The sequence below is a fragment of the Ensifer sp. 22521 genome (assembly GCF_052044795.1).
GTDB lineage: Bacteria > Pseudomonadota > Alphaproteobacteria > Rhizobiales > Rhizobiaceae > Ensifer.
Window position 1 is genome coordinate 1 of sequence record NZ_JBQENM010000001.1, and the last position, 22801, is coordinate 22801.

Here is a 22801-nt window from a genome sequence, read left to right on the forward strand (position 1 = left end):
TCCAGCTACATGGAATACAAGCTGGCGACCAACGGTGCGACGGTTACGACCGGCTACAGCGTGCTGTCGCTCGACATCACCAACATGACGATGGGCGCTCTGGCAGAAGCCATCTCGGGCGTTGACGCAACGCTTCTGCAGATGACCGACGCTGCTGCCGATCTCGGTGCGCTCAACAGCCGCGTTGAACTGCAGCAGAACTTCGTCCGCGACCTCTCGGACTCGATCGAGAAGGGCGTTGGCCGCCTCGTCGATGCTGACATGAACGAAGAGTCGACCCGCCTGAAGGCTCTGCAGACACAGCAGCAGCTCGGTATCCAGGCGCTCACGATCGCCAACACCAACTCGCAGAACATCCTGTCGCTGTTCCGCTAAGCGAACGACAGGCAAGACGGGCGACTTTTCGCCCCTCTTGCGCACACAGCAGAAAGGTCGCACGCCCAACGGGGTCGTGCGGCCTTTTTCGTTTTGCGCTTCAAACTTTCCCAGGCGTGTCAGGCAGGGTGCGCGATCCGCCTTTAACCTTTCATCCATATTCCCTTATTTTTGTTCACCTTTGTTACCGACTTACTAACGGCGTTAACCATTTGTTAACCACGCAATCGTTACATATTGGTTAAGAGCGAAGGGTCGCCTCCAGGGCAAAACAGGGGCGATTCGCATGATGCCAGTCCCATCGCTGCCGGTTCTGCACTCCGGAATGTCTTCAGAAATTCATTCCGGGCAGGTGACCAATGACCAGCATCATGACCAATACCGCCGCCATGGCGGCGCTTCAGACCTTGCGTTCCATCAATACCGACATGGCCGAGGTCCAGGATCGGATTTCCTCCGGCTACCGCGTGCAGACCGCTGCGGATAATGCCGCCTACTGGTCGATCGCGACCACCATGCGCTCCGACAATGCGGCGCTGTCGACCGTCGAAGACGCACTTGGCCTCGGTGCAGCCAAGATCGACACGGCCTATGCGGCGATGAATTCGTCGATCGACGTCGTCAGCGAGATCAAGCGCAAGCTGGTTGCCGCGCGCGAGCCGGGCGTCGACAAGCTGAAGATCGACAAGGAAATCACTGAACTCAAGAACCAGCTCCTGGCTGCCGCGCAGTCCGCATCCTTCTCCAGCGAAAACTGGCTCTATAACGCGAATGCGGCTTCCGTCGGCACCAAGTCGATCGTTGCCTCGTTCAACCGCGATGCCAACGGCAACGTGTCGGTCACCACGCTCGACTTCGACACGGCGCAATCCATGCTGATCGATACGGCCAACGCGAGCCGTGGCCTCCTGACCAGAAGCTACGACGCCTCGCTGCTCACGTCGCCGGTCGGCACCTCGGCCAAGCTTTTCCACCTGATCGGCGCACCGGTGACCACCCCGAATGCGACCTCGTCGGAAGTCAAGCTGACGGCAGCGACCACCGACGCCCAGATGGACGACATGATCCGCGTCGTCGACCACATCCTCGGCCAGTTGACCGATGCCGGCTCCACGCTCGGCGCCATCACCAAGCGCATCGACATGCAGGAAAGTTTCATCGCCAACCTGATGGATACGATCGACAAGGGTGTCGGTCGCCTGGTCGATGCCGACATGAACGAGGAATCGACGCGCCTCAAGGCACTGCAGACGCAACAGCAGCTCGGCATCCAGGCGCTCTCGATCGCCAATACGAACTCCGAGAACATCCTGCGCCTGTTCCAACAGTAAGGCGCATCGGCGGAGAGTGGCCGGCTGCGCCCGGCGGATCCGCCAAAACGCTTCCGCTTTCCCGGAATGGGGGCGGCAAAGTTTGAGTTCTGCCACGTCGTCGGTCACGGCACCCGGTGGAAACGGTTGGACCGCGCTAATTGCCCTGGCGCGGTCCAACACATTCATTTTCGCACAAGTTTGACCGAATAGCCTTCTCTCGCAGTCCTGTCGCATGACTGCCGGCCAAAATGAATCTTGGCCGCCGCCTGCATCGGATCGCTCCGGGAACGACTAGCCCGAACATCGCCGATGTACGTCAAGAATGTTGGGTTCTTCGCATCCGCGGCTGGACCCGTGGGAGACATGTCAGCAGTGCCAGGAGCCATGGAAATCCGCGCCAGAGGGTGCCGTCTCGTGATCAGACGGGGATTGCCGCATCGCTGCGCCGCCGCGAGTGACCGGTCATGAGTGCGATGCTCTCCCGCTACCTCAAGGATTTCAGCGCGCCGAAAGTCGAGCTGTCGCTGATGCCCCAAAAATATTTCCCCGATCTGGACAGCGACTATGCCGATGGCGACCGCCTCGGCGCGAGGCCAGCCATGCCAGAGATTGACATCGACGCGGAGCGCCGACGCGCCTTCGCAGAAGGCCGCGCCGAGGCGACGGCCGAGCTCGTCTTCGAACACGAGCGCCAGATTGCCGACCTGCAGGCGGCCCATGCGGCCGAGCTCGCGGCCTTGACCCAACGCCTCGAAGCAGAGACCGCCAACCGCCTGGCAGAGCGTTTTGCCGACATGGCCGACAGTCTGGTGGCCGCGCTCGGAGACCAGACCGCTCGGGTTCTTGCGCCGGTCATGGAGGATGCCCTCCTGCAGCGCGCCGTCGCCGATATGGCGCAGATGATTAAGCAGGGCCTGGTGGCCGGCGAAGGTTGCACCCTCGTCGTCAAGGGCCCAACCCAACTCTTCGAGGCGCTGAAGCGCCAGCTCGGGGAGGACATGCCTTTGTTCCGCCACGTCGAAACCGACGACATCGATCTCGCTGTCGAAATGGACGGTGCGATCCTGGTGACACGCATGGCCGCCTGGGCCGATACCGTCCGGAAAGTTCTCGCATGAGCGACGAAAACCATCACAACGGCAAACATGAGATCATTATCGTCAAGCGCCACAACGGTGGCCATGACGGGCATCACGGCGGCTCGTGGAAGATCGCCTATGCCGACTTCATGACGGCAATGATGGCCTTCTTCCTCGTCATGTGGCTGATCAACGCTGCCAACGAGGAAACGAAGGCGGCGATCGCCTCCTATTTCAATCCGGTGCAATTGACCGACCAGAAGCCTGCCGAACGCGGCTTGAAGGATCCGGCGAAGGATGCGCAGGGCGAGGAGACGCAGCAGCGCTCCAAGGTCGATGGCGAGCAGGAAAAGTCCGGTGGGTCGGCCAAGACCGGCGACCAGTTGACGGCGACCTCGGGCGAAGAAACGAAGTATTCCGACGCAGACTTCTTCGAGAACCCCTATTCGGTGCTCTCCGAAATCGCCCGCGAAGTCGGCCAGCAGGCCAACATCAGCGTGAAGGGTGAGGGCGGAGCGGCTCAGTCCGGTCCGGCAACCGGCGCCGACGGCGGCGAAGCCTATCGCGATCCGTTCGATCCGGATTTCTGGACCAAACAGGTCGAACTGACCGAAGCGGGCAATACGACCAAGAGCGACGTGGCGCTCGCCGCGGCATCTGCGATGCAGGCAGGTGGCGCGCCCGCGGTCGACAAGACCGAGGATGAAAAACAGGCGGAGCAGGCGAAGGCAGGAGACGGCACGGACAAAACGGCCGAGAGCGACGCCGGCGACAAGCCGAAGACCGACACGGCCGAGGCGACCGCGGAGAAACAGGCCGAAGAACTCCAGGCCGAGCTCAAGAAGGAGCTTGCCGGTGAGGCTGGCCAGCTGGCGGAAGGCCTCGTCGTAACGCCGGCCGAGGGCGGTCTCATGGTTACGATCAGCGAGCGCACGGACGCGCAGATGTTCGCCATCGGTTCGGCCGTGCCGCAGAAGGAACTGGTACTGGCGATGGAAAAGATCGGCCATCTGCTCGCCGAGCGGCAGGGTGCTGTCGCGATCCGCGGCCACACCGACGGTCGCCCGTTCAAGGACGGCACCTATGACAACTGGCGGCTCTCCGCCGCACGCGCCCAGAGTGCCTATTACATGCTCGTTCGCGGTGGTCTGAAGGAAGACCGCGTCAGCCAGATCACTGGCTTCGCCGACCGGCGGTTGCAGATCCCGGCTGATCCCTATGCGCCGGGCAACCGGCGCATCGAGATCCTGCTGCAATCGGCTCCGGGTTAAACATGATGCTGAGACGCCTGCGATCGATCCTGATGACCTGCTGCGTGCTGGCGACCCCGTTTGCAATCGGGAGCGCCAGGGCGAACGATATCGAGGAACTCGCACCCTTCAAGATGATCCGGTCGCTGCAATATGTGCAGGACTCCGTGGTGCTCGGCGATCACTCCGCGATCGAGATGCAGCGTTTCATGCTCGGGGCGATCGACAAGCGGTTGCGCGCCGCCGATGCCTCGGTGTTTAGCGACCCGCGCAACGTCGATGCGGCGCTTGTCTATGCGATGAGCGGCGGCAATCCCGAGACGCTGAAGTACCTTTCGGATCATGACGTGGCCGGCAATTTCGATTCCCGCGTGACCGAAGCGCTACGGCAGTATCTGAACGGCAAGGGTGGTCTGATCGTCGAGAACCTGTCCAAGGCTGCCCCGGAATATCGAAACGCCCGCATCGGTCCGTATCTCTATCTCATTCTTGGCAATGCGACGTCGCAGCAGGATCCGGTTGCGGCGATGAAGTACTACGACTGGGCGCGTTTGACGGCTCCCGGCACGATCATCGAGGAGGCGGCCTTGCGTCGCTCCGTGTTCCTTGCGGTGCAGGCCAACGCGCCGGACAAGGGCTTTCACTACGCGCTGACCTATGCGCGCCGCTACCTGACGTCTCCCTATGCCAGCCAGTTCGCCGACGTCTTCGTCGAGCTTGCCGTCGCGCATTTCGACGGAGAAGCCCAGGGGCGGATCTCCGAGATTCTCGACTTCATGGACGCGCCGCGCCAGCGCGAGGTCTATCTGCGTGTCGCCCGGCGCGCAGCGATTGCCGGCAAGCAGGCATTGGCGAAACAGGCTTCTGAGCGGGCAGAAGCGCTTGGTGCCGACGGCGCGATGCAGCCGAAAGTGCTCGCCGGTTTCTATGCGGGCCTGGCGTCCGTTCCCTCCAGCGACGTGTTCGCCGCGACAGCGAGCATAGCAGCGATACCGGATGCGGAGCTTTCGCCACGCGACCGCGCGCTGCGTGATGCCGCAAGAGCCGTCGCAGATGCGGTCGTCAGGCCGCCGAATGATGAAAGCCTCACGCAAGCGTTTGCGTCTAAACCCGATAGACCGGTCGAAGCCGACATCTCGGAAGCGGGTGAGGAGACAGGCAGTGGCCTAAGCCCCTTCGGCAATACGCCGATCCCGGTGGCCGCAGCCGAAGGCACGGCGGAAATCGACGCTGGCGCGGCCGGCGATCCCGAACACGACGGGTTCGTGGCGAAGGGGAGGTCGAAGATCGAAGAGATCGATGCTCTCCTGAAGGGAGAAGGGAAATGAGGGCTCTTGATGATAGCCTGCGTGGTCTGCCCCCGGCCCCTGCCGGCAAGGGAAATGGGCGCGCCGGCGGCAAGGAGCAGGCGGATGGCGCCTTGGGCGGTGCCTTCGAGGACGCCGTGGCAAATGCTGGACGGCAGAAGGCGAATGATCAGGCGGGAACCGGCAAAGGCCTCGGCGACACCGCTGCCGGCGACGACACGGAGGCTGGAGCCTTGATCGACAAGGACAACATTGCCAAGAGCGCCGGCAGGCACGGCGCGGCGGCGCGCAGCATTGCCATCGGCCGCGACGAACAGGCACTTGGCGAACACGCGCCCCACGACCGTTTCCCAGCAACGGAACGCGACCTTGGCGCGCGTCGCACGGCGAACAAGGCCGATACGGCCAAGGCGAACGCGGATCCGGCCGGTTTGAGCAACGCGACCGTCCCGGACGAACTCGCAGAGCGCATTGCCGACCTTGCGGAGCGGCTGGCAAAGGCGCAGGCAAACGGCGAAACGACGGCGGCAGGCGACGCCGATGCCGCCAATGGCGAGGGCGGCGAAGCGACGTCGGCATCGAAGATGGATATGGATGACCTGTTGACGCTGCTCGGCGGCGGCCAGGCAGTCGGGCAGGCTCTCGGCGAAACGACCAAGGCCGGCCGTCAGCCGGCGACTGGCACGGGCGAGGCTGCAGGCATGCATGTCGCTGGGACCGGCGAGCACGGCGCCAAGGCCGAAGCTACGGCAGGCGAGGCCGATACGGATCGGCTCTTCCGCTTCGCACGGGCCGACGGCAAGGGACAGGCCGTAACCATGAGCCTTTCCAAGGACGGAGAGGCTGCTTTCGACGGCACCCGTTCGCAGGCTGCCAAGGTCGAGAACGTCACGGTACTTGAGGCTCGGCGCTACCTGGGCATCTCGGTGAATCCGAACACGAGCGCCGTGGCGGACGCGATCGCAGGCGAAGTCGGCGCCAGCCCGTTGCAGCCGAGCGCGGCACTCAGCCAGCCAGGCGCCTGGACCCAGGCCGGCAAGACGCTGAACACGCTGAAGATCCAGCTCCATCCGATCGAGCTCGGTCTCGTCACCGCCACGCTGAGGCTCAAGGACGACGAATTGCAGGTCGAGCTGAAGGTGGAGACCGGCGAAGCGTTCCGGCAGCTGCGCGACGACCAGAGCGAGATGGTGAAGGCCCTGCGTGCGCAGGGCTTCGCGGTCGACCAGGTCAACATCGTGTTCAATTCGGGCGGCGACACGTCCACGGGCGGAGGCTCGCAGGCTCAGGCACAAGCCCAGGCCGGGCAGCAGGGACGCGAGCGGGCTGACGGCAACGCCCAGGGACGTCAGCAGCGACAGGACGACGGCCAGGCTTCGATGGCGGAAAGGTGGGTTGGCAATGGCGGGACGGACGATGCGGCTGCCGGCACTGAGCGCTCTCGCACTGGTCACGTCTACATGTAGTGCCTTGGCCAGCGCCGGCGTCTGCGAACGCGAGATCATGAACGCCGCGGCGAAATACGACATCCCTGCCGGGATACTCTATTCCGTCGGGCTGACCGAAACTGGCCGCAAGGGCTCGCTGCAGCCCTATGCGATGAACATCGAAGGCAAGGCCTATTTTGGCACCAGTGAACAGGACGTTCTCACGCAGTTCGGCAATGCCCGTGCGCAGGGCGCCAAGCTCATCGATCTTGGCTGCATGCAGATCAACTATTACTTCCATGGCGAGCATTTCAGCTCGCCGCAGGAGATGCTTGACCCGCGCAAGAATGTCGAATATGCCGCGCGCTTCCTGGCCAATCTGCACGCCAAGCATGAGACTTGGACCATGGCTGTTGCCCGCTATCACGCGGGCCCGAACAACGACCCGGCGCAGAAGAAATATGTCTGTCGGGTGATCGCGAATCTCGTCGCGACGGGCTACGGCAAGTGGACGCCGAACGCCACGCAGTTCTGTCAATGAACAACCCATAATTGCATTTTTGAAGGCGTTGCCGCATTGTGGCGACAATGCGTGGACAATGTGACGGCAAGCGGATTTGTCGCAGTCCGTTAACTTTTCCACATTATTTTAGTGCCGATGTTAACGGGGTGCCACTAGATATAGATCAAATCGGCGAAACATGGTTAATCAATTATTAATTCCACCCAGTAACTTCCTCTAGTTGTTCATGAATCCTTCGATTCGTACCTCTCGATCAGTGCGGAGCCATACTGATTCGGAGGCGGGCGAATGATCGTAGTGGTTGATGAAAGAGAGCTGGTGAAGGACGGATACACGTCCCTCTTCGGGCGTGAAGGAATTCCCTCGACGGGCTTCGACCCCAGGGAGTTTGGCGAGTGGGTAAATGCGGCGGCTGATTCGGATATCGATGCCGTCGAGGCCTTCCTGATCGGCCAGGGCGACGCCACCTTCACGCTGCCTCGTGCCATCCGCGACCGGTCGATGGCGCCCGTCATCGCCGTCAGCGACACCCCCTCTCTCGAAAATACGCTTGCGCTCTTTGATTGTGGCGTCGACGACGTCGTGCGCAAGCCGGTTCACCCCCGCGAAATCCTCGCCCGCGTCGCCGCAATCCGCCGCCGCCTGAAGGCGATTACCAACTTCACCGACATCGGTCCGATCCGCGTCTTTGCCGATGGCCGTGATCCGGAGATCAACGGCGACGTCTTCGCACTGCCGCGTCGCGAACGGCGGATTCTCGAATATTTGGTCGCGAACCGCGGCCGCCGCGTATCCAAGTCGCAGATCTTCAACGCGATCTACGGGATCTTCGACGAGGACGTCGAAGAAAACGTCGTCGAGAGCCACATCAGCAAGCTGCGCAAGAAACTGCGCAAGAAGCTCGGCTTCGACCCGATCGATTCCAAGCGCTTCCTTGGCTACTGCATCGACTGGAACTGAGCGCCACGCGGTTGAGCGGGCGCCGAACCAAGACAGGTTCACGCAAGGCCCGCTTCCTAGTGTCGCCGTAACAAGGAAATGAGGATCCGATATGAGTCTCTATGGCAGCATGAGAACGGGCGTGTCCGGTATGAACGCCCAGTCCAACCGTCTCGGCACGGTCGCCGAAAACATCGCGAACGCGAACACGACGGGCTACAAGCGCGCCTCAACCGAGTTCTCGTCGATGATCCTGCCTTCTGGCGGCGGCAACTACAATTCCGGCGGCGTCGAGACCCAGGTGCGCTACAGCATCTCGCAGCAGGGCGGCACGAGCTACACGACGTCGGCAAGTGACTTGGCCATCAACGGCGGCGGCTTCTTCATCGTCCAGGGCAATGGCGGCCAGAATTTCCTGACGCGTGCCGGCTCCTTCGTCCCCGACAAGGACGGTAACCTCGTCAACACCGCCGGCTTCACGCTGATGGGTTACGAATACAAGGCCGGCGCTGATCCGACGGTCGTCGTCAACGGCTTTGACGGCTTGACGCAGGTCAAGCTCAAGGACGAAGGCCTGGTGGCCTCCGGTTCGACCAAGGGCGCGATGGAAGCCAACCTGCCGTCGGGTGCAGCGATCGGCGACGAAAAGCCGACCTCGCTCGTCGTCTATGACAGCCAGGGCAACACCCGTATCCTCGATTTCGTCTACAAGAAAACCAACGTCAATGAGTGGTCGCTGGAGATCCGCGACCGGGCGACTTACTCGGCCGGCCCGCCGATCACCGGTGTGATCGGCTCTCAGGTCATGACTTTCGACGCGGCCGGCAAGCGCACCGGCGCGGTCCCTGCCACACTGACGACGACGGCTATCAACAACCTGCCGGGTACCGGCGCCAATCTCGGCGCGCTGACGATCGACACCACTAAGACCACGCAGCTCGGCGGTGACTTCACCAGCACCGGCGGCGGCATCGACGGCAGCAAGCCGAGCAAGATGTCGGGCTTCGAGATCGACAAGGAAGGCATCGTCTACGTCAAGTACGGCGACGGCAACCTCGTTCCGAAGTATCGCATCGCGCTGGCGACCGTGCAGAGCCCGGACAAGCTGCAGCCGGAATCGGGCAACGTCTATTCGCAGGGCACCGATTCCGGCGTCATCGTCACCGGTTTTGCCGGCTCCGGGGCATTCGGCAACATCCAGTCCAAGGCGCTTGAAAACTCCAACGTCGACATCGCCAACGAACTGACCTCGATGATCGAGGCGCAGCGCAACTACACGGCAAACTCCAAGGTGTTCCAGACCGCCTCGGACCTGCTTGACGTGCTGGTCAACCTGAAACGGTAATTGAAAGAGATACGGTCCGCGTCATGTCGCTGTCCTCCGCAATATCCATCGCACAGCAGGCCTTCAGCAATACGGCGCAGCAGACCGCGACCGTGTCGAAGAACATCGCGAATGCGGGCAATGCGGATTATTCGCGTCGTCTCGCTCTCTTGGGCAGCACGCCGAACGGGGCGCAGGTCGTATCCATTTACCGGGCCCAGAACGAGGCGCTGCTCAAGCAGAGCATCGCCAGCATCGGCGAAGCCTCGGGCCAGGCCCGGCTTCGCGACGGGCTGGAACTGCTGAAGTCGGCGCTCGGCGGCAACAACTATGAAACGGCGCCGTCGAAGCTGCTCTCGGACTTCCGCAACAGCCTGCAGACCTTGGCCGCGACGCCGGGAAACAAGACGATCGCGGCGACGGCGGTCTCCGATGCGCAGGATCTCGCCGACTCGCTCAACAAAACCTCCACCACGGTGCAGGACCTGCGCAAGGATGCCGACAAGGAAATCGCCCTTGAGGTCGAGAAGCTGAACGGCTTGCTGGCGGATTTCGAGAAGGCCAACAACGCCGTCAAGTCGGCGACGGCCCTAGGCGGTGATGCCAGCGACGCGCTCGACCAGCGCGACAAGATCCTGAAGCAGGTTTCGGAGATCATCGGCATCTCCACCGTCACGCGCGGCAACAGCGATACGGTGATCTTCACCACCGACGGCACGGTGCTCTTCGAGAACATTCCGCGTCAGGTCACTTTCGCTCCTACCACCACATTCGACGCCACCGTCACAGGAAACAAGATTTTCGTCGATGGCGTGCCGATCGCAGCCGGAACCGGCGCGGACACGACAGCCAAGGGCAAGCTCGCGAGCCTGGTGCAGCTGCGCGACGATATCGCGCCGAAGTTCCAATCGCAGCTGGACGAGATCGCGCGCGGTCTGGTGGAGCTTTTCAAGGAAGGCAACCCGCCGGCTATCGCGTATCAGCCCGGCTTGTTCACCTGGGGAAGTGCTGGCGTTCCGCCAACGGGCACCGTCGTCCCCGGCATGGCGTCCAAGATCACCGTCAACGCCTTGGCCAAAGCGAACCCGTTGCTGCTGCGAGACGGCGGCTTCAATGGCGTGGTGTCGAACCCGGGCGGTGCGGCCAATCCGAGCCCCGGCTATACCGCGCTGCTCGACGGCTTCATCAACAAGATGGGCGAGAACATGTCGTTCGCCCCGTCGACGGGCCTCGATAGCAATAGCAGCCTTTTGAACTTTGCGACCGGCTCGGTCGGCTGGCTCGAGCAGACACGCAAGACGGCCTCGACCGCGGACGACAACAAGCAGGCAATGCTTGCGCGCACCCAGGAAGCACTCAGCAAGCAGACGGGCGTCAGCATCGACGAAGAACTGTCGCTGCTGCTCGATCTCGAACAATCCTACAAAGCATCGGCCAAGCTGGTCAGTACCGTGGATGCCATGATGGCAGCCCTTATGGAAGCCGTGAGGTAATCATGAAGACGTCCTACGTTTCTAATCTGGCGATCCAGAGCGCAATGCGCCTGACGATCCAGCAGAATCAGTCGGAGCTGCTCAAACTCACCCAGGAGCAGACCACCGGCCGCCACTATGACGTTGGCCTGGCGCTTGGTGCGACGGCGTCGCGTTCACTCAACCTTCAGCGCGAGCTGGACCGGCTGAACTCGATGAAGAGCACGAACTCGGTCGTGACCCAGCGTCTCTCCGGTTCGCAGGGCGCGCTCGAGACCATGGCGAAGGCGGCGGAAAAAGTGCGCGACACGCTCGTCACCTACAAGGGCAACGATGCTGCCAGCCAGTTGAAGATCCAGAAGACCGAGATCATGGGCGCGCTGCAGACCTTTACCGCTGCGGCCAACACTTCTTTCAATGGCGAGTTCCTGTTTTCGGGCATCAACACGGATGCCAAGCCGGTTGCCGACTACGACACGACACCGCCGTCGGCCGCCAAGACTGCTTTCGACAATGCACTCTCGACCTTCATGGCTGCGCAGGTTCCGCCGCTGACCGGCATGAACCAGTTCTCCGTCACGCAAATGCAGGACTTCATCAAGAACACCGTCGAACCGATGTTCACCGGACCTGGCTGGGATGCCAACTGGTCCGACGCTTCGAACCAGAACATGACGAGCCGGATCAGCACCAGCGAAGTCATCGAGAGCTCGACCAACGCCAATACCAAGGGTTTCCGGATGTTCGCGGTGGCAAGCGTGATCGCCGCTGAACTGATGGACAAGAACGTAACGCCCGAGGTGCGCTCGGCCATTGGCGTCGCAGCCCTCGACTACGCGGAACAGGGGATTGCCGGCCTCAACGCGGAGCGCAGCTCGCTCGGTATCTCTGAAGCGCGCGTCAAGAAGGCGAATACCTCCATCGAAGCGCAGCTCAAGCTCGTCAACACGCATGTCGCCGACATCGAGGGCGTCGATCCGATCGAGACATCGACCCGGATCAACACGCTAAAGGTGCAGTTGGAAACGTCCTATACACTAACGTCACGACTACAGCAGATGAGCTTGCTCAATTTCCTCTAGTATGGGGAACCGGACAAACATGAAGGATGTCTGAATGTATCAGTTTTCCTATGCCGAGATCATGGAGGACGGCGTCGCCGACTCCAAAAATCGAGAACGGCAGGTACTCGATCGCTCGATCGCGCTCATGGAAGCAGCGAAACAGCAGAAAGGGTATTCGAGAGAGGCCATCGAGGCCATCTACTTCACCCGGCGCCTGTGGATCCGCTTCATCGAGGATCTGCGCGCTCCGGAAAACCAGCTCAACGAAGAGCTGCGCGCCAATCTGATTTCGATCGCCATCTGGATACTCAACGAGACAGAGAAGATCCGCAAACGCGAATCCTCCAACTTCCAGGGCATAATTGACATTACCACCATCATCAGGGATGGACTGAAATGAAGAGCACACTGCGTATTTCGCTGAAGTCGGGCGAACGGATTTTTGTTAACGGTGCGGTGCTTCGCGTTGACCGCAAGGTCGCAGTCGAATTTCTGAACGACGTGACCTTCCTGCTCGAAAACCACGTGCTGCAGCCGGAAGACGCGACGACGCCGCTGAAGCAGCTCTACTTCATCGCGCAGATGATCCTCATCAATCCGGAAGGTGCGGAACAGTCGACCGCCATGTTCCGCAAGTCGGTCGTCATGCTGCTCAATTGCTTCAAGAACGAAGAGATTCTTGCCGAACTGAAGCGCGTCGACGGTCTCGTCACCAACGGCCGCGCATTCGAGGCGCTGAAAGCGATCCGTGGCCTCTACGCGATCGAAGACCGCATTCTCAACACGCAGGAAATCACGCCGGCGACGGTCGAGCAGATTCGCAAGGAGATCGCACCGTGGCGGTAAGCGGCGTCAACAACAACAGCTACACCCCGATCGTTTCCGGCCAGGATTCGGGCGGCGACGCGGCCAAGGCATCGCTCAACTACGAGAGCTTCCTGAAGCTGCTGGTCGCCCAGATGAAAAACCAGGATCCGACGCAACCTATGGATGCGACCCAGCAGATCGCCCAGCTCGCGACCTTTTCGCAGGTGGAACAGACGATCAAGACCAACAAGAACCTCGAGAGCCTCCTCCAGCGCACGTCGCTGAGCGAAGCCGATGCCGTGATCGGACGCACCGTCACCAGCGAGGACGGCAAGACCACTGGCGTGGTTAAGGAAGTGAAACTATACTCTGACGGAATCATTGCGGTGCTGGATAGCGGCAAGGAGCTTGTTATCGGCCCGGGCGTCAAGGTGAAGTGAACCATCCATGAATGAGGCGGATGCCCTCGATATCGTACAGGCCGCGATCTGGACCGTGATCGTGGCCTCGGGGCCCGCCGTACTCGCCGCGATGATCGTCGGCGTCGTCATCGCCTTCATTCAGGCGCTGACGCAGGTTCAGGAAATGACGCTGACCTTCGTGCCGAAGATTCTTGCGGTCATGATCACGGTTGCCGTTTCTGCGCCCTTCATCGGCGCCCAGATCTCCATTTTCACCGACATCATCTTTTCGCGCATCCAATCCGGTTTCTGATCCGCTCGCAGTGCGGGGCGATCTGCACGTGCGGCCGTGAAACCCTCGCGCAAGCTTGGGCCGCTATTTCCATCTCTAAAGTGGGGCAGCGCGTGTGAATGCTGCCTTGTTCTCATGATGAGACGGAAGAGACATGGCACAACAAGCAGCGCTGATCATCCCGAAAGTCGCACCGAAGGGCCGCGACGTCGGCTTTGCGCTCGGCATCGTGATGATCCTGTCGATCCTCTTCCTGCCCATTCCACCGTTCCTGATCGACATGGGGCTGGCGTTTTCGATCGCCTTTTCGGTTCTGATCCTGATGGTCTCGCTGTGGATCCAGCGCCCGCTCGAGTTCTCCTCATTCCCGACGATTCTGCTGATCTCGACCATGGTGCGTCTGGCGCTGAACATCGCCACGACCCGCGTCATCCTTTCGCATGGCCATGAAGGTCATGGTGCTGCCGGTGGCGTCATTTCGGGCTTTGCCAGCCTCGTCATGTCCGGCGATTTCGTCATCGGTCTGATCGTCTTCCTGATCCTGATCACCGTGAACTTCATCGTCATCACCAAGGGTGCGACGCGTATCGCCGAAGTTGGCGCGCGCTTCACCCTCGATGCGATCCCAGGCAAGCAGATGTCGATCGACGCCGACCTCTCGGCCGGCCTGATCGACGAAAAGGAGGCCCAGCGCCGCCGCCGCGAACTCGAAGAGGAAAGCTCCTTCTACGGCTCGATGGACGGTGCCTCGAAATTCGTGCGCGGCGATGCGATCGCCGGCCTCATCATCACCGCGATCAACATCTTCGGCGGCATCATTATCGGCTATCTCCGCCACGGCATGCCGATCGGAGAAGCGGCCGACGTCTTCGTCAAGCTCTCGGTCGGCGACGGTCTCGTCTCGCAGATCCCGGCGCTGATCGTCTCGCTCGCCGCCGGCCTGCTCGTGTCGCGCGGTGGTACTTCGGGTTCGACCGATCAGGCCGTCGTCGGCCAGCTCGGTGGCTATCCGAAGGCGCTGATGGTCGCCTCCGGTCTGATCATTCTCCTGGCGGTCGTCCCCGGCCTGCCGTTCCTACCCTTCGCCGTTCTCGGCGGCGGCATGGCGTTTCTGAGCTGGCTCGTGCCGCGCCAGATCGAAGCGGCCAATGCGGCCCGCCGCGCCGAGGAGGCCGCCAAGGTCCAGCAGACCAAGGAAGGCGAGGCGGATTCCGTCAAATCGGTGCTGAAGACCGCCGAGATCGAGCTTCTCCTCGGCAAACAGGTCTCGACGCGCCTGCTCGGCGCCCACCAGGAACTGGCCTTCCGCGTCGGTAAGATGCGCCGCAAATTCGCCGGGCAATACGGCCTCGTCATTCCCGAAATCAAGGTGTCCGACGACATCAGCATTCCGGACAAGGCCTATCATATCCGTATCCACGGTACGACGATCGCCTCGAACACTGTGCGTGTCGGCGAAGTGCTGGTGGTGACAGGCGGCGGCCGCCGGCCGAGCGTGCCGGGCGACGAGATCCGCGAACCCGCCTTCGGCATGCCGGCGGTTTCTATCCTCGAAACCTTCACCGAAGACCTGAAGCGCGAAGGCTTCCACCCGATCGATAACGTCTCGGTAGTGCTGACGCATTTGAGCGAGGTCATTCGCAACAACCTGCCGCACCTGCTTTCCTACAAGGACGTGAAGGTGCTGATCGAACGGCTCGATCCGGAATACCGCAAGCTTGCCGACGAAATTTGCACCTCGCACATGTCCTATTCCGGCCTGCAGGCCGTGTTGAAGCTGCTGCTTGCTGAGCGCGTCTCGATCCGCAACCTGCACCTGATCCTCGAAGCGGTTGCCGAACTTGCGCCGCATGTGCGCAAGACCGAACAGATCGTCGAGCACGTGCGCGTGCGCATGTCGCAGCAGCTTTGCGGCGACCTCGCCGACAATGGCGTCCTGCGCGTGCTGCGGCTCGGCAACAAGTGGGACATGGTCTTCCACCAGGCACTGAAGCGCGACGCCAAGGGCGAAGTCGTCGAGTTCGACATCGACCCGCGCCATCTGGAAGAATTCAGCGAACAGGCGACCAAAGTTATCCGTGAACATCTCGATCGCGGCATGCCCTTCGTACTGGTAAGTTCGCCCGAATCCCGCTCTTATGTTCGCATGATCATCGAGCGTCTCTTTGCCACTTTGCCCGTGCTCTCGCATGTCGAGCTTGCCAAGGGCCTCGAGATCAAGATCATCGGCTCAGTTTCATGATCACCGACCCGGAGGGCTCGGTGCTTGCGCTGTTCGCGGCCTTTTGCCGGATCGGTGGTTGCATCATGATCATGCCCGGGTTTTCTTCTGCCCGCGTTCCAATGCAGGTCCGGCTGTTCATCGCGGTCGCGGTGTCCATGGCGATCCTGCCGGTCATGTGGACGGACATCTATCCTGAGGTGACCGGCAAGGGGCATACCTACATCTACCTGATCGCCGCCGAGACGGCCGTCGGCGTGGTCATGGGGCTCGTCGCCCGCTACTATGTGCTCGGGCTGCAGTTCGCCGGCGCGGCGATCACCATGTTGATGGGCTTCAGCTCCCCGCCCTCGTCGGATGTGATTGAAGACACGCCGGAAAACCAATTGACCAGCCTCATCAGCTTCGCCGGGTTGATGGTGCTCTTCATGCTCGATTTCCATCACGTGATGATCGAGGCGATCGTGCAATCCTATCGCGCCATGCCGATCGGTACCGCCTTCGATCCGCAGGGCGTGCTGATCACCCTCACGGACTCGCTGGCGCAGACCTTCATGATCATGCTGAGGCTCGCGAGCCCCTTCGTCATCTACGGCCTGCTTTTCAACGTAGCGATCGGCATGGTCAACAAGCTCGCCCCGCAGATCCCGATCTACTTCATTTCGCAGCCCTATCTGATCATGGGCGGCATGTTCCTGCTCTATCTCGGCATCGCCGCAATGCTGCGCCTGTTCGGCGACGGTTTCGCGCCGGTCATGCAGGGAGGATAGCCAGATGAAGACCCGTTCGCAGAAGCTCAAGCGCCTGGTTGCCGTCCAGCGCCATCTCGAGCAGATGGCCGAGGCCGACTATGTCGAGATGGTGCGCCAACGCGAGGCCTTGGCCGAGACGATCGACGTGGTCGTCGATGCCATGGGTTCGGCCCATCCGATGCATCGCATGTTCTCCGGCCACTATTCCTCGCAGGTCGGGCGCCTGGTGCAGAAGGACCAGATGTTGCTCGGCATCCAGCAGACGCATGAAGTGCGGATGCTGAGGGAGCGGGCAAAGGCCGACCGGCTCGAGGAAAACATGAAGGAAGCGCGCCAGTCCGAGGAGCGCGAGGAAGCCGACAACTCCATCTATGACCTGATCGATCAACACGTTACCGGGCAGGCGCCAGCTTCCGGTAAGGTTGACGGGCGATAGTACGCCATCCGGGGATGCTCCGACGGTGGAGCGATGCCGGTCCGACTATTGCCTTTGTGCGTCGCCCTTGGTCGATGCAGGCTCGATTTTGAGAGGATTCGTCATGGCCATCTCTCCGCCCAGCGATCTGGTGATGGATGTCGTGCGCGCCGCCGACCCGACCGAGGTGCAGGAAGCGCAGGCGCGGCTGAAGGCCAATCGTGCGGCTTTCAAGGCGACGAGCCTCGCGGAAAACGGCAACGGTTTCACCGCCGCCGTCAACATCCTCAATTCTTCCGACGGCTCGACCGGGCTCGGCGACATCAACAACCGCGTCGAGCAGAAGAAGATCCCTGAAACCTATCGAAAGTTCGAGGCCATGGTGCTGCAGAACTTCGTGAAGTCGATGTTGCCGACCGACAGCGAGAACGTGTTCGGTAAAGGGAACGCAGGCGATATCTGGAAGAGCATGATGGCCGAGCAGATCGGCGACGTCATCTCGAAGAGCGGCGGCATCGGCATCGCCGATCAGCTGGCGAGCGGCAGCGCGACCGATCGGGTCCAGGCCTCGCTCGATGGCAACAGCCGAAACCTCGCCGCAAGCCTCGTGCAGGAATATGAGCGCAAGACGCTGACCGGCTTTACGCCTGAAGACGACAAGAACAAGCAAGCTTAATTGGGAGTTGATTCATGGAAGCTGTGGCATCCAATGACGTCCGGATCCAGAACGTGCTCGGGCGACTGGAAATGATCCTCGACAACGAGAACAGCCGCATCGGTCTCGACCCGGAATTCGACATCAAGACGTCGAACGCGCACAAGAGTCGTTGCCTCTACGAACTGACGATGTTGCATCGCGACATGTTGCCGGGAGAGACGTCGTCGACCTTCTCCTCGCATGCTCGTCACCTGCGTGACAAGCTGGCGATCAACTCGCAGAAGGTGGAAGCGCATCTCGAAGCGGTGCGCTCCGTCGTCGATCTCCTGAAGACGGCTGCACAGGATGCCGATGCGGACGGCATCTATTCCGAAGCGCAGTTCCGCTATAGCGATTTCTGATGCTCAAGCTCATTCTCACCGGGGTCTGGGTCTGCGCGGTCACGCTCGGATCGGTCTATTTTTCGATGCAAAGCGCTTCGGCGCCCGTCGTCACGGACGGCGAGGCCGCTCGTCGCGCGTCGGAGCAATATGTTCCCGGTGAGATGATCACCATTCCGGTGATCAAGGAAGGCTCGGTCCAGGGCTATTTCCTCACGAAGCTTTCCTTCTCTGCGACCAAGGAGGGGATCAACAATCTCCGTGCTCCGCTCCGGCAGATGGTCACCGACGTGCTTTACGATCTGCTCGTCGGCTCGAAATTCATCGATGTTGCCGATACCGGCACCTTCGATCTGCCAACCTTCAAGACCACGGTGAAGGATGGCCTGAACAAGAAGCTCGGCGAAGAGGTGATCACCGAGGTGCTCGTCGAACAGCTCGAATACCTCACCAAGGACGACGTCAAGCGCGTTGCCAACAGCCAGAACGTGCCGCGGCAGAAGCCGGTTCCGATCGTCGACAAGAATGGCCATGTCGCCAGCGACAAGCTGCCGGAAGGCGCGGTCAAGGCAAGCAGCTCGCATTGACCGGAGAAACGCGAGCGCTTTGTCCGCTCGCTTTCCGACCTCGACCATTTCATTTTTGACGTCGGGGAATTCCGGGCGGAGGCCGCTGCAGGCTTTTCGTGGAAGCGCTCCTGCGAGCGCGACTGCCGTCAGTTTTTCTCCGGCGTGCGGTACTGTTCGTTGACGAGGCCAAATTCGGCCATCAACCGGCCGATCGCCACATAGAAATGATAGAGCCCGGCGCTTGCCAGCCCGCTCTTGCTCCAGAGTTCGATGCCGCGCGGGATCGAAGCGCCGAGCAGCGCCAGCGATTTGCCGAAGGTCCGCATCCGCCCGCCGAAACTTGGGTCGCGTCGATGCTCGAGCATCGTCGAGATCGCGCCATTGCGCAGGCTGCGCGCCCGGATCCAGGATGCGCTCGTGCGGCGCGCCGGCACGGTTTCGGCGACCCAGGCATCCGCCGCCCAGGCGAAGCAGAAGCCCTGTTCCTTGCTGCGGCTGTAGAAATCCGCATCGCCGCCGCCGATGAAATTGAATGCCGGGTCCAGGAACGGCCGCGGCATCATGTCGAGCACCGGCCGGGTAACAAGCACGTTGCCGGAGGAATAGAGGATCGGCACCGGTCCGGTCGTGTCATAGTGGGGCGTGAAAACCGGGTGGCGCTTCCACTTCTGCCCGCCGTCGCCCTCGAAGACCGGGAGCTGCGGCCCGCCGACCATGTCGGCGCCCGTCGTTTCCTGTACCGTGATGAGGCAATCGAGCCACTCGGGTGCCGCGACCTCGTCGTCATCGATGATCGCGATCGCCTTGAGGTTCGGATAGGTTTCGAGCGCCATCGACCAGCCGGCATTGTACGCATGGCAGTTGCCACGCTGATGCGCGACGATGACGATCGATTCGGAGGGATGGCCCAGGAAAAAGTCCTTGGCGGCCTGAGCGCCGGCCAATCCTTCATCGTCGTTCTCCACGACGACCGTGGCGAAGGAGACATCAGGCCTCTGGGAAACAATGGTTTTCAGCGACTTGACGACGTGTTCGGGCCGGCGAAACGTCGGCAGCACGACGACGAGTTCGATGTCGCCGGCGTCCTCCAGCTCTGTCCGGAAGTAGACGGAAATGTCCTGGCCGGTCGACGTCATGGCGAAACCTGTGCAAGCAAAATTGATGTGCAATACAACAAATCTTCCTAAACAGATGCTGAACCCGGACGGCAGATTTTGAAAGGGGGCTTTAAGCGCTCTTTCACCCCATGCTGTTAAAGAAGTGCCCAGCTCCATTCATGACGTGTGGCAAAATGCATCTTGTCCTGGTTTCCTCGCTCGTTCCCGTCGCCAATCCGGCGTCCGGCTTCGACATCGCCAACCGGGCCGTGCTCGACGGCCTTCGTGCGCTCGGTCACCGGGTCAGCGTCATCGGTTTTCTCCAGCCGGGACAAATACCCGCGCTCGATTGCGAGATGCACCTCCTCGGCGAGCTCGAGGTTACCAATGCCAAGGTCGGCACGCTTCGGAAACTGCGCTGGCTCGCGACCGCCTTCCTCAACCGCACGTCGGTTTCATCCGGCAAGATGCTTACGGTATCGGCAAACCGGATCCAGTCGATCCTCGACAGCCTCGCCCCATTCGATGGGTTGGTGCTCAATTCGGTGCAATTGCCGGCCGCGTTCGCGCAGGTCTTCCGACCCTATCCGTCGGTCTATGTCGCCCACAATGTCGAGGCGGATTCCGCCTTCGAGAGTGCCGAGCGGGCAAAGGGCACCATCGAGCGCTTTCTCTTCCGGCGCGAAGCGCAATATCTCGAACACTACGAGCAGCACCTGGCGCACAATGCCGTCGCCGTCTGGACTTTTGCCGAGGCAGATCGTTTCGGTTTCGGCCGTGCCGTCAGTGAGCGTGCCTTCGTTCTGCCGCTGGTAACGGGTTGGGACGCGCCGGCGACCCCGAACGGCGAAGCTGATCAAGACCTCCAGCACGATCTCGGCCTGATCGGCACATGGAGCTGGCGACCGAACAGGCTGGGCCTCGACTGGTTCCTCGCCGAGGTCGTTCCGCATCTGCCGGAGGATATGACGATCGCGATCGCCGGGCAGATGGATGGCGTGCCGACGGTCTCCCATCCCGGTGTCCGCTTCGCAGGCAGGGTGCCGGACGCGCGCGCCTTCGTCACCGAAAGCGCGGTCGTCCCGCTCATCAGCCGTGGCGGCACCGGCGTGCAACTGAAGAGCCTCGAGACCTTCGAGCTCGGCATGCCCTGCGTCGCGACGCAGGCATCGTTGCGTGGCATCGATGCTATCCCCGACAATTGCTCCGCGGCCGATGATCCCGCGGAATTCGCGCGCCTCTTGGTCGACAAGGTTGCCAAGGTGCGGGCCGGCGATCGTCAGCGTCTTGACGGCTCGGTCTTCCACCGTGCCCAGAAAGTGCGGCTGATGCGGGTGATGCGCAATGTGCTGGCGGGCCTTGCGCCTGCGAGCGCTGCGGACGGGCCGTCGCTGCCGCCGGACTTGACGATTCATGAAGGGGGACGATCGTGACGAAAATCGTTGCCACAAAGAACGTTTCTCTATCGCGGCGTCTGATCCTCGGAATGCCGGTCGTCGATCTCGGCTGGACGAAGGCTTTCGCCTTTGCTGCAGAAGCGCTTTCGCGGCCAGGCGGACAAACGGTCCTTGCCTTCCTCAATGCCAACAATGCCAACCTGATGATGCGCGACGGAGAATACCGTGCGGCGCTGGCGCGCCAGGTTGTCTTTCCGGATGGGCACGGCGTCGATATCGCTTCCTATCTTTTTTACGGCCGCATGTTTCCTGCCAATCTGAATGGCACGGACTTCGTGCCGTCGCTGCTGACCTATATCGAAAGACCGCTGCGCATCGCCATGATCGGCGCCAGGCCGAAGGTGCTCGCGCGCGCCGCCGAGAATTTCCAGGCGCACGCACCGTGGCACGAGTTTCTGCCGGTTTCCGATGGTTTTTTCGACCGGGAACGGTCCCGGGAGATTCTCGCTGAAGTCCGTGCGTTGAAGGCCGATATCCTTTTGGTCGCGATGGGCAGTCCGGGCCAGGAGAAATGGGTCGATGCCCATGTCGGCCCCCAGGACGCCCGGCTGGTCATTTCCGTCGGCGCGCTCTTCGACTTCGTCGCGGAGGAGTTTCCGCGGGCGCCAAAATTCCTGCGCCGGCTGCGGCTGGAGTGGTTCTTCCGTCTGGCGATGGAACCGCGGCGCATGTGGCGCCGCTACGTTCTCGGAAACCCGCTTTTCCTGTGCCATGTCCTCTGGCACAAACTGTCTGGACGCTCGCGCGAAACGATCGCCGACACCAACCTTCGAACGGGGACATCGTGAACGGTCCGACCATGCGCACTGCGGTTGTCACAGCGTCCTATGCGAACGATTTCGAGCGTTGCCGGCTCATGTGCGAAAGCATGGACCGCAAGCTTCAGGGCGATTGGAAGCACTATCTGCTGGTCGCCGATTTTGACGTGACGCTCTTTCGGCAACTCGAAGGCGCGCGGCGGGTGGTCGTCAGCGAGGGCGATCTTTTGCCCTGGTGGCTGCATCCGGTTACGGATCCACTATCCGCCGGTCGCAGGAAGGTATGGCTCAGTCCCTTCGGTTTGCCGTTGCGTGGCTGGCATGCGCAGCAGCTTCGTCGCCTGGCGCTCGCGCGGCATATCGACGAGGCGGCGATGTTTGCGGTCGACTCCGACGTCGTGTTCCTGCGTGCCTTCGATCCCGCCAGCCTCTGGCAGGCGGACCGGCTGACGCTCTACCGCAAGGATGGCGCGATCGACGCGCATATGCGCTCCAACCATCTCGAATGGCTCGCCCATTCCGATCGCCTTCTCGGCATCGGCCCCTGTAACCTGCCGGCCAATGACTACATCAACACGCTGATCGCCTGGCGCACGGACACGTGCCGGAAGCTGCTCGACCACATCGAGGCGCAGCACGGCCGCAATTGGGTTCGGGCGATCACGCGGACCCGCGCCTTCTCCGAATGCACGATCTATGGCCGCTTCGTCGACGAGGTACTCGGCGGGGAGGGGCATGTGCCCTCCGATGCCGCGCTCTGTCACGTGCTCTGGTTCGAGGACAGCTACCGGCAGGACCTCTCCGGCCTCAGGGACTTCCTGAAGGATATGGAGCCGCACCAGATCGGCATCGGCGTTCAATCCTTCGTCGGGCACGACCTCGATGACATCCGCAGGGCGGTGGTCGAACTCGCCGCCTGAG

At 61.7% G+C, this 22801-nt stretch carries 25 protein-coding genes; 24 read left to right on the top strand and 1 reads right to left on the bottom strand.

Annotation, left to right across the window (positions count from 1 at the left end; all coding sequences use genetic code 11):
- From ACTJKE_RS00005 to ACTJKE_RS00105, 21 genes are all read left to right on the top strand, one after another.
- Positions 1–375 (top strand): flagellin (locus tag ACTJKE_RS00005; protein WP_440659894.1); only part of this gene is annotated, 375 nt, incomplete at its 5' end.
- A 359-nt stretch (positions 376–734) separates the two neighbouring features.
- On the top strand, positions 735–1706 hold the full coding sequence (locus tag ACTJKE_RS00010) for a flagellin N-terminal helical domain-containing protein (RefSeq protein WP_058320502.1): 972 nt from the start codon (positions 735–737) through the stop codon (positions 1704–1706).
- Between the two features lie 446 nt (positions 1707–2152).
- On the top strand, positions 2153–2806 hold the full coding sequence (locus tag ACTJKE_RS00015; RefSeq protein ID WP_058325386.1) for a hypothetical protein: 654 nt from the start codon (positions 2153–2155) through the stop codon (positions 2804–2806).
- The gene (locus ACTJKE_RS00020; RefSeq protein WP_058325387.1) at positions 2803–4038 is read left to right on the top strand and encodes a MotB family protein; all 1236 of its coding nucleotides are present in this window, start codon (positions 2803–2805) and stop codon (positions 4036–4038) included. Before ACTJKE_RS00015 ends, ACTJKE_RS00020 begins: the two co-directional genes overlap by 4 nt.
- Before the next feature lie 5 nt (positions 4039–4043).
- Positions 4044–5345, top strand: a complete 1302-nt coding sequence (gene motC / locus ACTJKE_RS00025; protein ID WP_058325600.1) for a chemotaxis protein MotC — start codon at positions 4044–4046, stop codon at positions 5343–5345.
- On the top strand, positions 5342–6790 hold the full coding sequence (fliK, locus tag ACTJKE_RS00030) for a flagellar hook-length control protein FliK (RefSeq protein ID WP_058325388.1): 1449 nt from the start codon (positions 5342–5344) through the stop codon (positions 6788–6790). The genes motC and fliK overlap by 4 nt, the downstream gene beginning before the upstream one ends.
- Entirely contained in the window at positions 6741–7292 is a 552-nt protein-coding gene (locus ACTJKE_RS00035; protein WP_057251064.1) for a transglycosylase SLT domain-containing protein, read from the top strand. The genes fliK and ACTJKE_RS00035 overlap by 50 nt, the downstream gene beginning before the upstream one ends.
- A gap of 270 nt (positions 7293–7562) precedes the next feature.
- Positions 7563–8234, top strand: a complete 672-nt coding sequence (gene rem, locus ACTJKE_RS00040; RefSeq protein ID WP_058320498.1) for a transcriptional activator Rem — start codon at positions 7563–7565, stop codon at positions 8232–8234.
- A 91-nt stretch (positions 8235–8325) separates the two neighbouring features.
- Entirely contained in the window at positions 8326–9558 is a 1233-nt protein-coding gene (locus ACTJKE_RS00045; RefSeq protein WP_058325389.1) for a flagellar hook protein FlgE, read from the top strand.
- Between the two features lie 23 nt (positions 9559–9581).
- The gene (gene flgK, locus ACTJKE_RS00050; RefSeq protein ID WP_058325390.1) at positions 9582–11030 is read left to right on the top strand and encodes a flagellar hook-associated protein FlgK; all 1449 of its coding nucleotides are present in this window, start codon (positions 9582–9584) and stop codon (positions 11028–11030) included.
- A 2-nt stretch (positions 11031–11032) separates the two neighbouring features.
- Positions 11033–12091 carry a flagellar hook-associated family protein gene (locus ACTJKE_RS00055; RefSeq protein WP_057251057.1) on the top strand — a complete coding sequence of 353 codons (1059 nt, stop codon included), beginning with the start codon at positions 11033–11035 and terminating at the stop codon, positions 12089–12091.
- 34 nt (positions 12092–12125) lie between these two features.
- Positions 12126–12473 (top strand): flagellar biosynthesis regulator FlaF, encoded by a 348-nt coding sequence (flaF, locus tag ACTJKE_RS00060; RefSeq protein WP_034800744.1) that lies wholly within the window; start codon positions 12126–12128, stop codon positions 12471–12473.
- Positions 12470–12919 (top strand): flagellar biosynthesis repressor FlbT, encoded by a 450-nt coding sequence (gene flbT / locus ACTJKE_RS00065; RefSeq protein ID WP_025425943.1) that lies wholly within the window; start codon positions 12470–12472, stop codon positions 12917–12919. Before flaF ends, flbT begins: the two co-directional genes overlap by 4 nt.
- Positions 12910–13320, top strand: coding sequence for a flagellar hook assembly protein FlgD (gene flgD / locus ACTJKE_RS00070; RefSeq protein ID WP_057251055.1), 411 nt, complete (start codon positions 12910–12912; stop codon positions 13318–13320). The genes flbT and flgD overlap by 10 nt, the downstream gene beginning before the upstream one ends.
- Before the next feature lie 7 nt (positions 13321–13327).
- Positions 13328–13594: a flagellar biosynthesis protein FliQ gene (fliQ, locus tag ACTJKE_RS00075; protein WP_043624946.1), complete on the top strand. Its 267-nt coding sequence runs from the start codon at positions 13328–13330 to the stop codon at positions 13592–13594.
- Between the two features lie 133 nt (positions 13595–13727).
- Positions 13728–15815, top strand: a complete 2088-nt coding sequence (gene flhA, locus ACTJKE_RS00080) for a flagellar biosynthesis protein FlhA (RefSeq protein ID WP_058320495.1) — start codon at positions 13728–13730, stop codon at positions 15813–15815.
- Positions 15812–16564 (top strand): flagellar biosynthetic protein FliR, encoded by a 753-nt coding sequence (fliR, locus tag ACTJKE_RS00085; protein WP_058320494.1) that lies wholly within the window; start codon positions 15812–15814, stop codon positions 16562–16564. The genes flhA and fliR overlap by 4 nt, the downstream gene beginning before the upstream one ends.
- 4 nt (positions 16565–16568) lie before the next feature.
- Positions 16569–16982, top strand: coding sequence for a hypothetical protein (locus tag ACTJKE_RS00090; protein ID WP_057251049.1), 414 nt, complete (start codon positions 16569–16571; stop codon positions 16980–16982).
- Positions 16983–17085: 103 nt separating this feature from the next.
- On the top strand, positions 17086–17637 hold the full coding sequence (locus tag ACTJKE_RS00095) for a rod-binding protein (protein ID WP_057251047.1): 552 nt from the start codon (positions 17086–17088) through the stop codon (positions 17635–17637).
- Positions 17638–17651: 14 nt separating this feature from the next.
- Positions 17652–18020, top strand: coding sequence for a hypothetical protein (locus ACTJKE_RS00100; protein WP_058320491.1), 369 nt, complete (start codon positions 17652–17654; stop codon positions 18018–18020).
- Complete coding sequence (locus ACTJKE_RS00105) at positions 18020–18586, top strand: hypothetical protein (RefSeq protein WP_058325392.1); 567 nt, start codon at positions 18020–18022, stop codon at positions 18584–18586. Before ACTJKE_RS00100 ends, ACTJKE_RS00105 begins: the two co-directional genes overlap by 1 nt.
- Before the next feature lie 128 nt (positions 18587–18714).
- Here ACTJKE_RS00105 and ACTJKE_RS00110 read toward each other — a convergent pair whose 3' ends face one another.
- Positions 18715–19704: a glycosyltransferase family 2 protein gene (locus ACTJKE_RS00110; RefSeq protein WP_058325601.1), complete on the bottom strand. Its 990-nt coding sequence runs from the start codon at positions 19702–19704 to the stop codon at positions 18715–18717.
- A 155-nt stretch (positions 19705–19859) separates the two neighbouring features.
- On the opposite strand from ACTJKE_RS00110, the gene ACTJKE_RS00115 reads away from it, so the two are divergent.
- Genes ACTJKE_RS00115 through ACTJKE_RS00125 form a run of 3 tightly spaced genes read left to right on the top strand, consistent with a single transcriptional unit; the run spans position 19860 to position 22800 of the window.
- Complete coding sequence (locus tag ACTJKE_RS00115; RefSeq protein ID WP_058325393.1) at positions 19860–21098, top strand: glycosyltransferase family 4 protein; 1239 nt, start codon at positions 19860–19862, stop codon at positions 21096–21098.
- Entirely contained in the window at positions 21095–21910 is an 816-nt protein-coding gene (locus ACTJKE_RS00120; protein WP_244495602.1) for a WecB/TagA/CpsF family glycosyltransferase, read from the top strand. The genes ACTJKE_RS00115 and ACTJKE_RS00120 overlap by 4 nt, the downstream gene beginning before the upstream one ends.
- Positions 21907–22800, top strand: coding sequence for a DUF6492 family protein (locus tag ACTJKE_RS00125; RefSeq protein ID WP_306341281.1), 894 nt, complete (start codon positions 21907–21909; stop codon positions 22798–22800). Before ACTJKE_RS00120 ends, ACTJKE_RS00125 begins: the two co-directional genes overlap by 4 nt.
- The last annotated feature ends 1 nt before the right edge of the window (position 22801 follow it).

Coding starts and splice junctions, on each gene's coding strand:
- ACTJKE_RS00010 (WP_058320502.1), top strand. CDS start 735: ATGACCAGCATCATGACCAATACCGCCGCCATGGCGGCGCTTCAGACC.
- ACTJKE_RS00015 (WP_058325386.1), top strand. CDS start 2,153: ATGAGTGCGATGCTCTCCCGCTACCTCAAGGATTTCAGCGCGCCGAAA.
- ACTJKE_RS00020 (WP_058325387.1), top strand. CDS start 2,803: ATGAGCGACGAAAACCATCACAACGGCAAACATGAGATCATTATCGTC.
- motC (WP_058325600.1), top strand. CDS start 4,044: ATGCTGAGACGCCTGCGATCGATCCTGATGACCTGCTGCGTGCTGGCG.
- fliK (WP_058325388.1), top strand. CDS start 5,342: ATGAGGGCTCTTGATGATAGCCTGCGTGGTCTGCCCCCGGCCCCTGCC.
- ACTJKE_RS00035 (WP_057251064.1), top strand. CDS start 6,741: ATGCGGCTGCCGGCACTGAGCGCTCTCGCACTGGTCACGTCTACATGT.
- rem (WP_058320498.1), top strand. CDS start 7,563: ATGATCGTAGTGGTTGATGAAAGAGAGCTGGTGAAGGACGGATACACG.
- ACTJKE_RS00045 (WP_058325389.1), top strand. CDS start 8,326: ATGAGTCTCTATGGCAGCATGAGAACGGGCGTGTCCGGTATGAACGCC.
- flgK (WP_058325390.1), top strand. CDS start 9,582: ATGTCGCTGTCCTCCGCAATATCCATCGCACAGCAGGCCTTCAGCAAT.
- ACTJKE_RS00055 (WP_057251057.1), top strand. CDS start 11,033: ATGAAGACGTCCTACGTTTCTAATCTGGCGATCCAGAGCGCAATGCGC.
- flaF (WP_034800744.1), top strand. CDS start 12,126: ATGTATCAGTTTTCCTATGCCGAGATCATGGAGGACGGCGTCGCCGAC.
- flbT (WP_025425943.1), top strand. CDS start 12,470: ATGAAGAGCACACTGCGTATTTCGCTGAAGTCGGGCGAACGGATTTTT.
- fliQ (WP_043624946.1), top strand. CDS start 13,328: ATGAATGAGGCGGATGCCCTCGATATCGTACAGGCCGCGATCTGGACC.
- flhA (WP_058320495.1), top strand. CDS start 13,728: ATGGCACAACAAGCAGCGCTGATCATCCCGAAAGTCGCACCGAAGGGC.
- fliR (WP_058320494.1), top strand. CDS start 15,812: ATGATCACCGACCCGGAGGGCTCGGTGCTTGCGCTGTTCGCGGCCTTT.
- ACTJKE_RS00090 (WP_057251049.1), top strand. CDS start 16,569: ATGAAGACCCGTTCGCAGAAGCTCAAGCGCCTGGTTGCCGTCCAGCGC.
- ACTJKE_RS00095 (WP_057251047.1), top strand. CDS start 17,086: ATGGCCATCTCTCCGCCCAGCGATCTGGTGATGGATGTCGTGCGCGCC.
- ACTJKE_RS00100 (WP_058320491.1), top strand. CDS start 17,652: ATGGAAGCTGTGGCATCCAATGACGTCCGGATCCAGAACGTGCTCGGG.
- ACTJKE_RS00105 (WP_058325392.1), top strand. CDS start 18,020: ATGCTCAAGCTCATTCTCACCGGGGTCTGGGTCTGCGCGGTCACGCTC.
- ACTJKE_RS00110 (WP_058325601.1), bottom strand. CDS start 19,704: ATGACGTCGACCGGCCAGGACATTTCCGTCTACTTCCGGACAGAGCTG.
- ACTJKE_RS00115 (WP_058325393.1), top strand. CDS start 19,860: ATGCATCTTGTCCTGGTTTCCTCGCTCGTTCCCGTCGCCAATCCGGCG.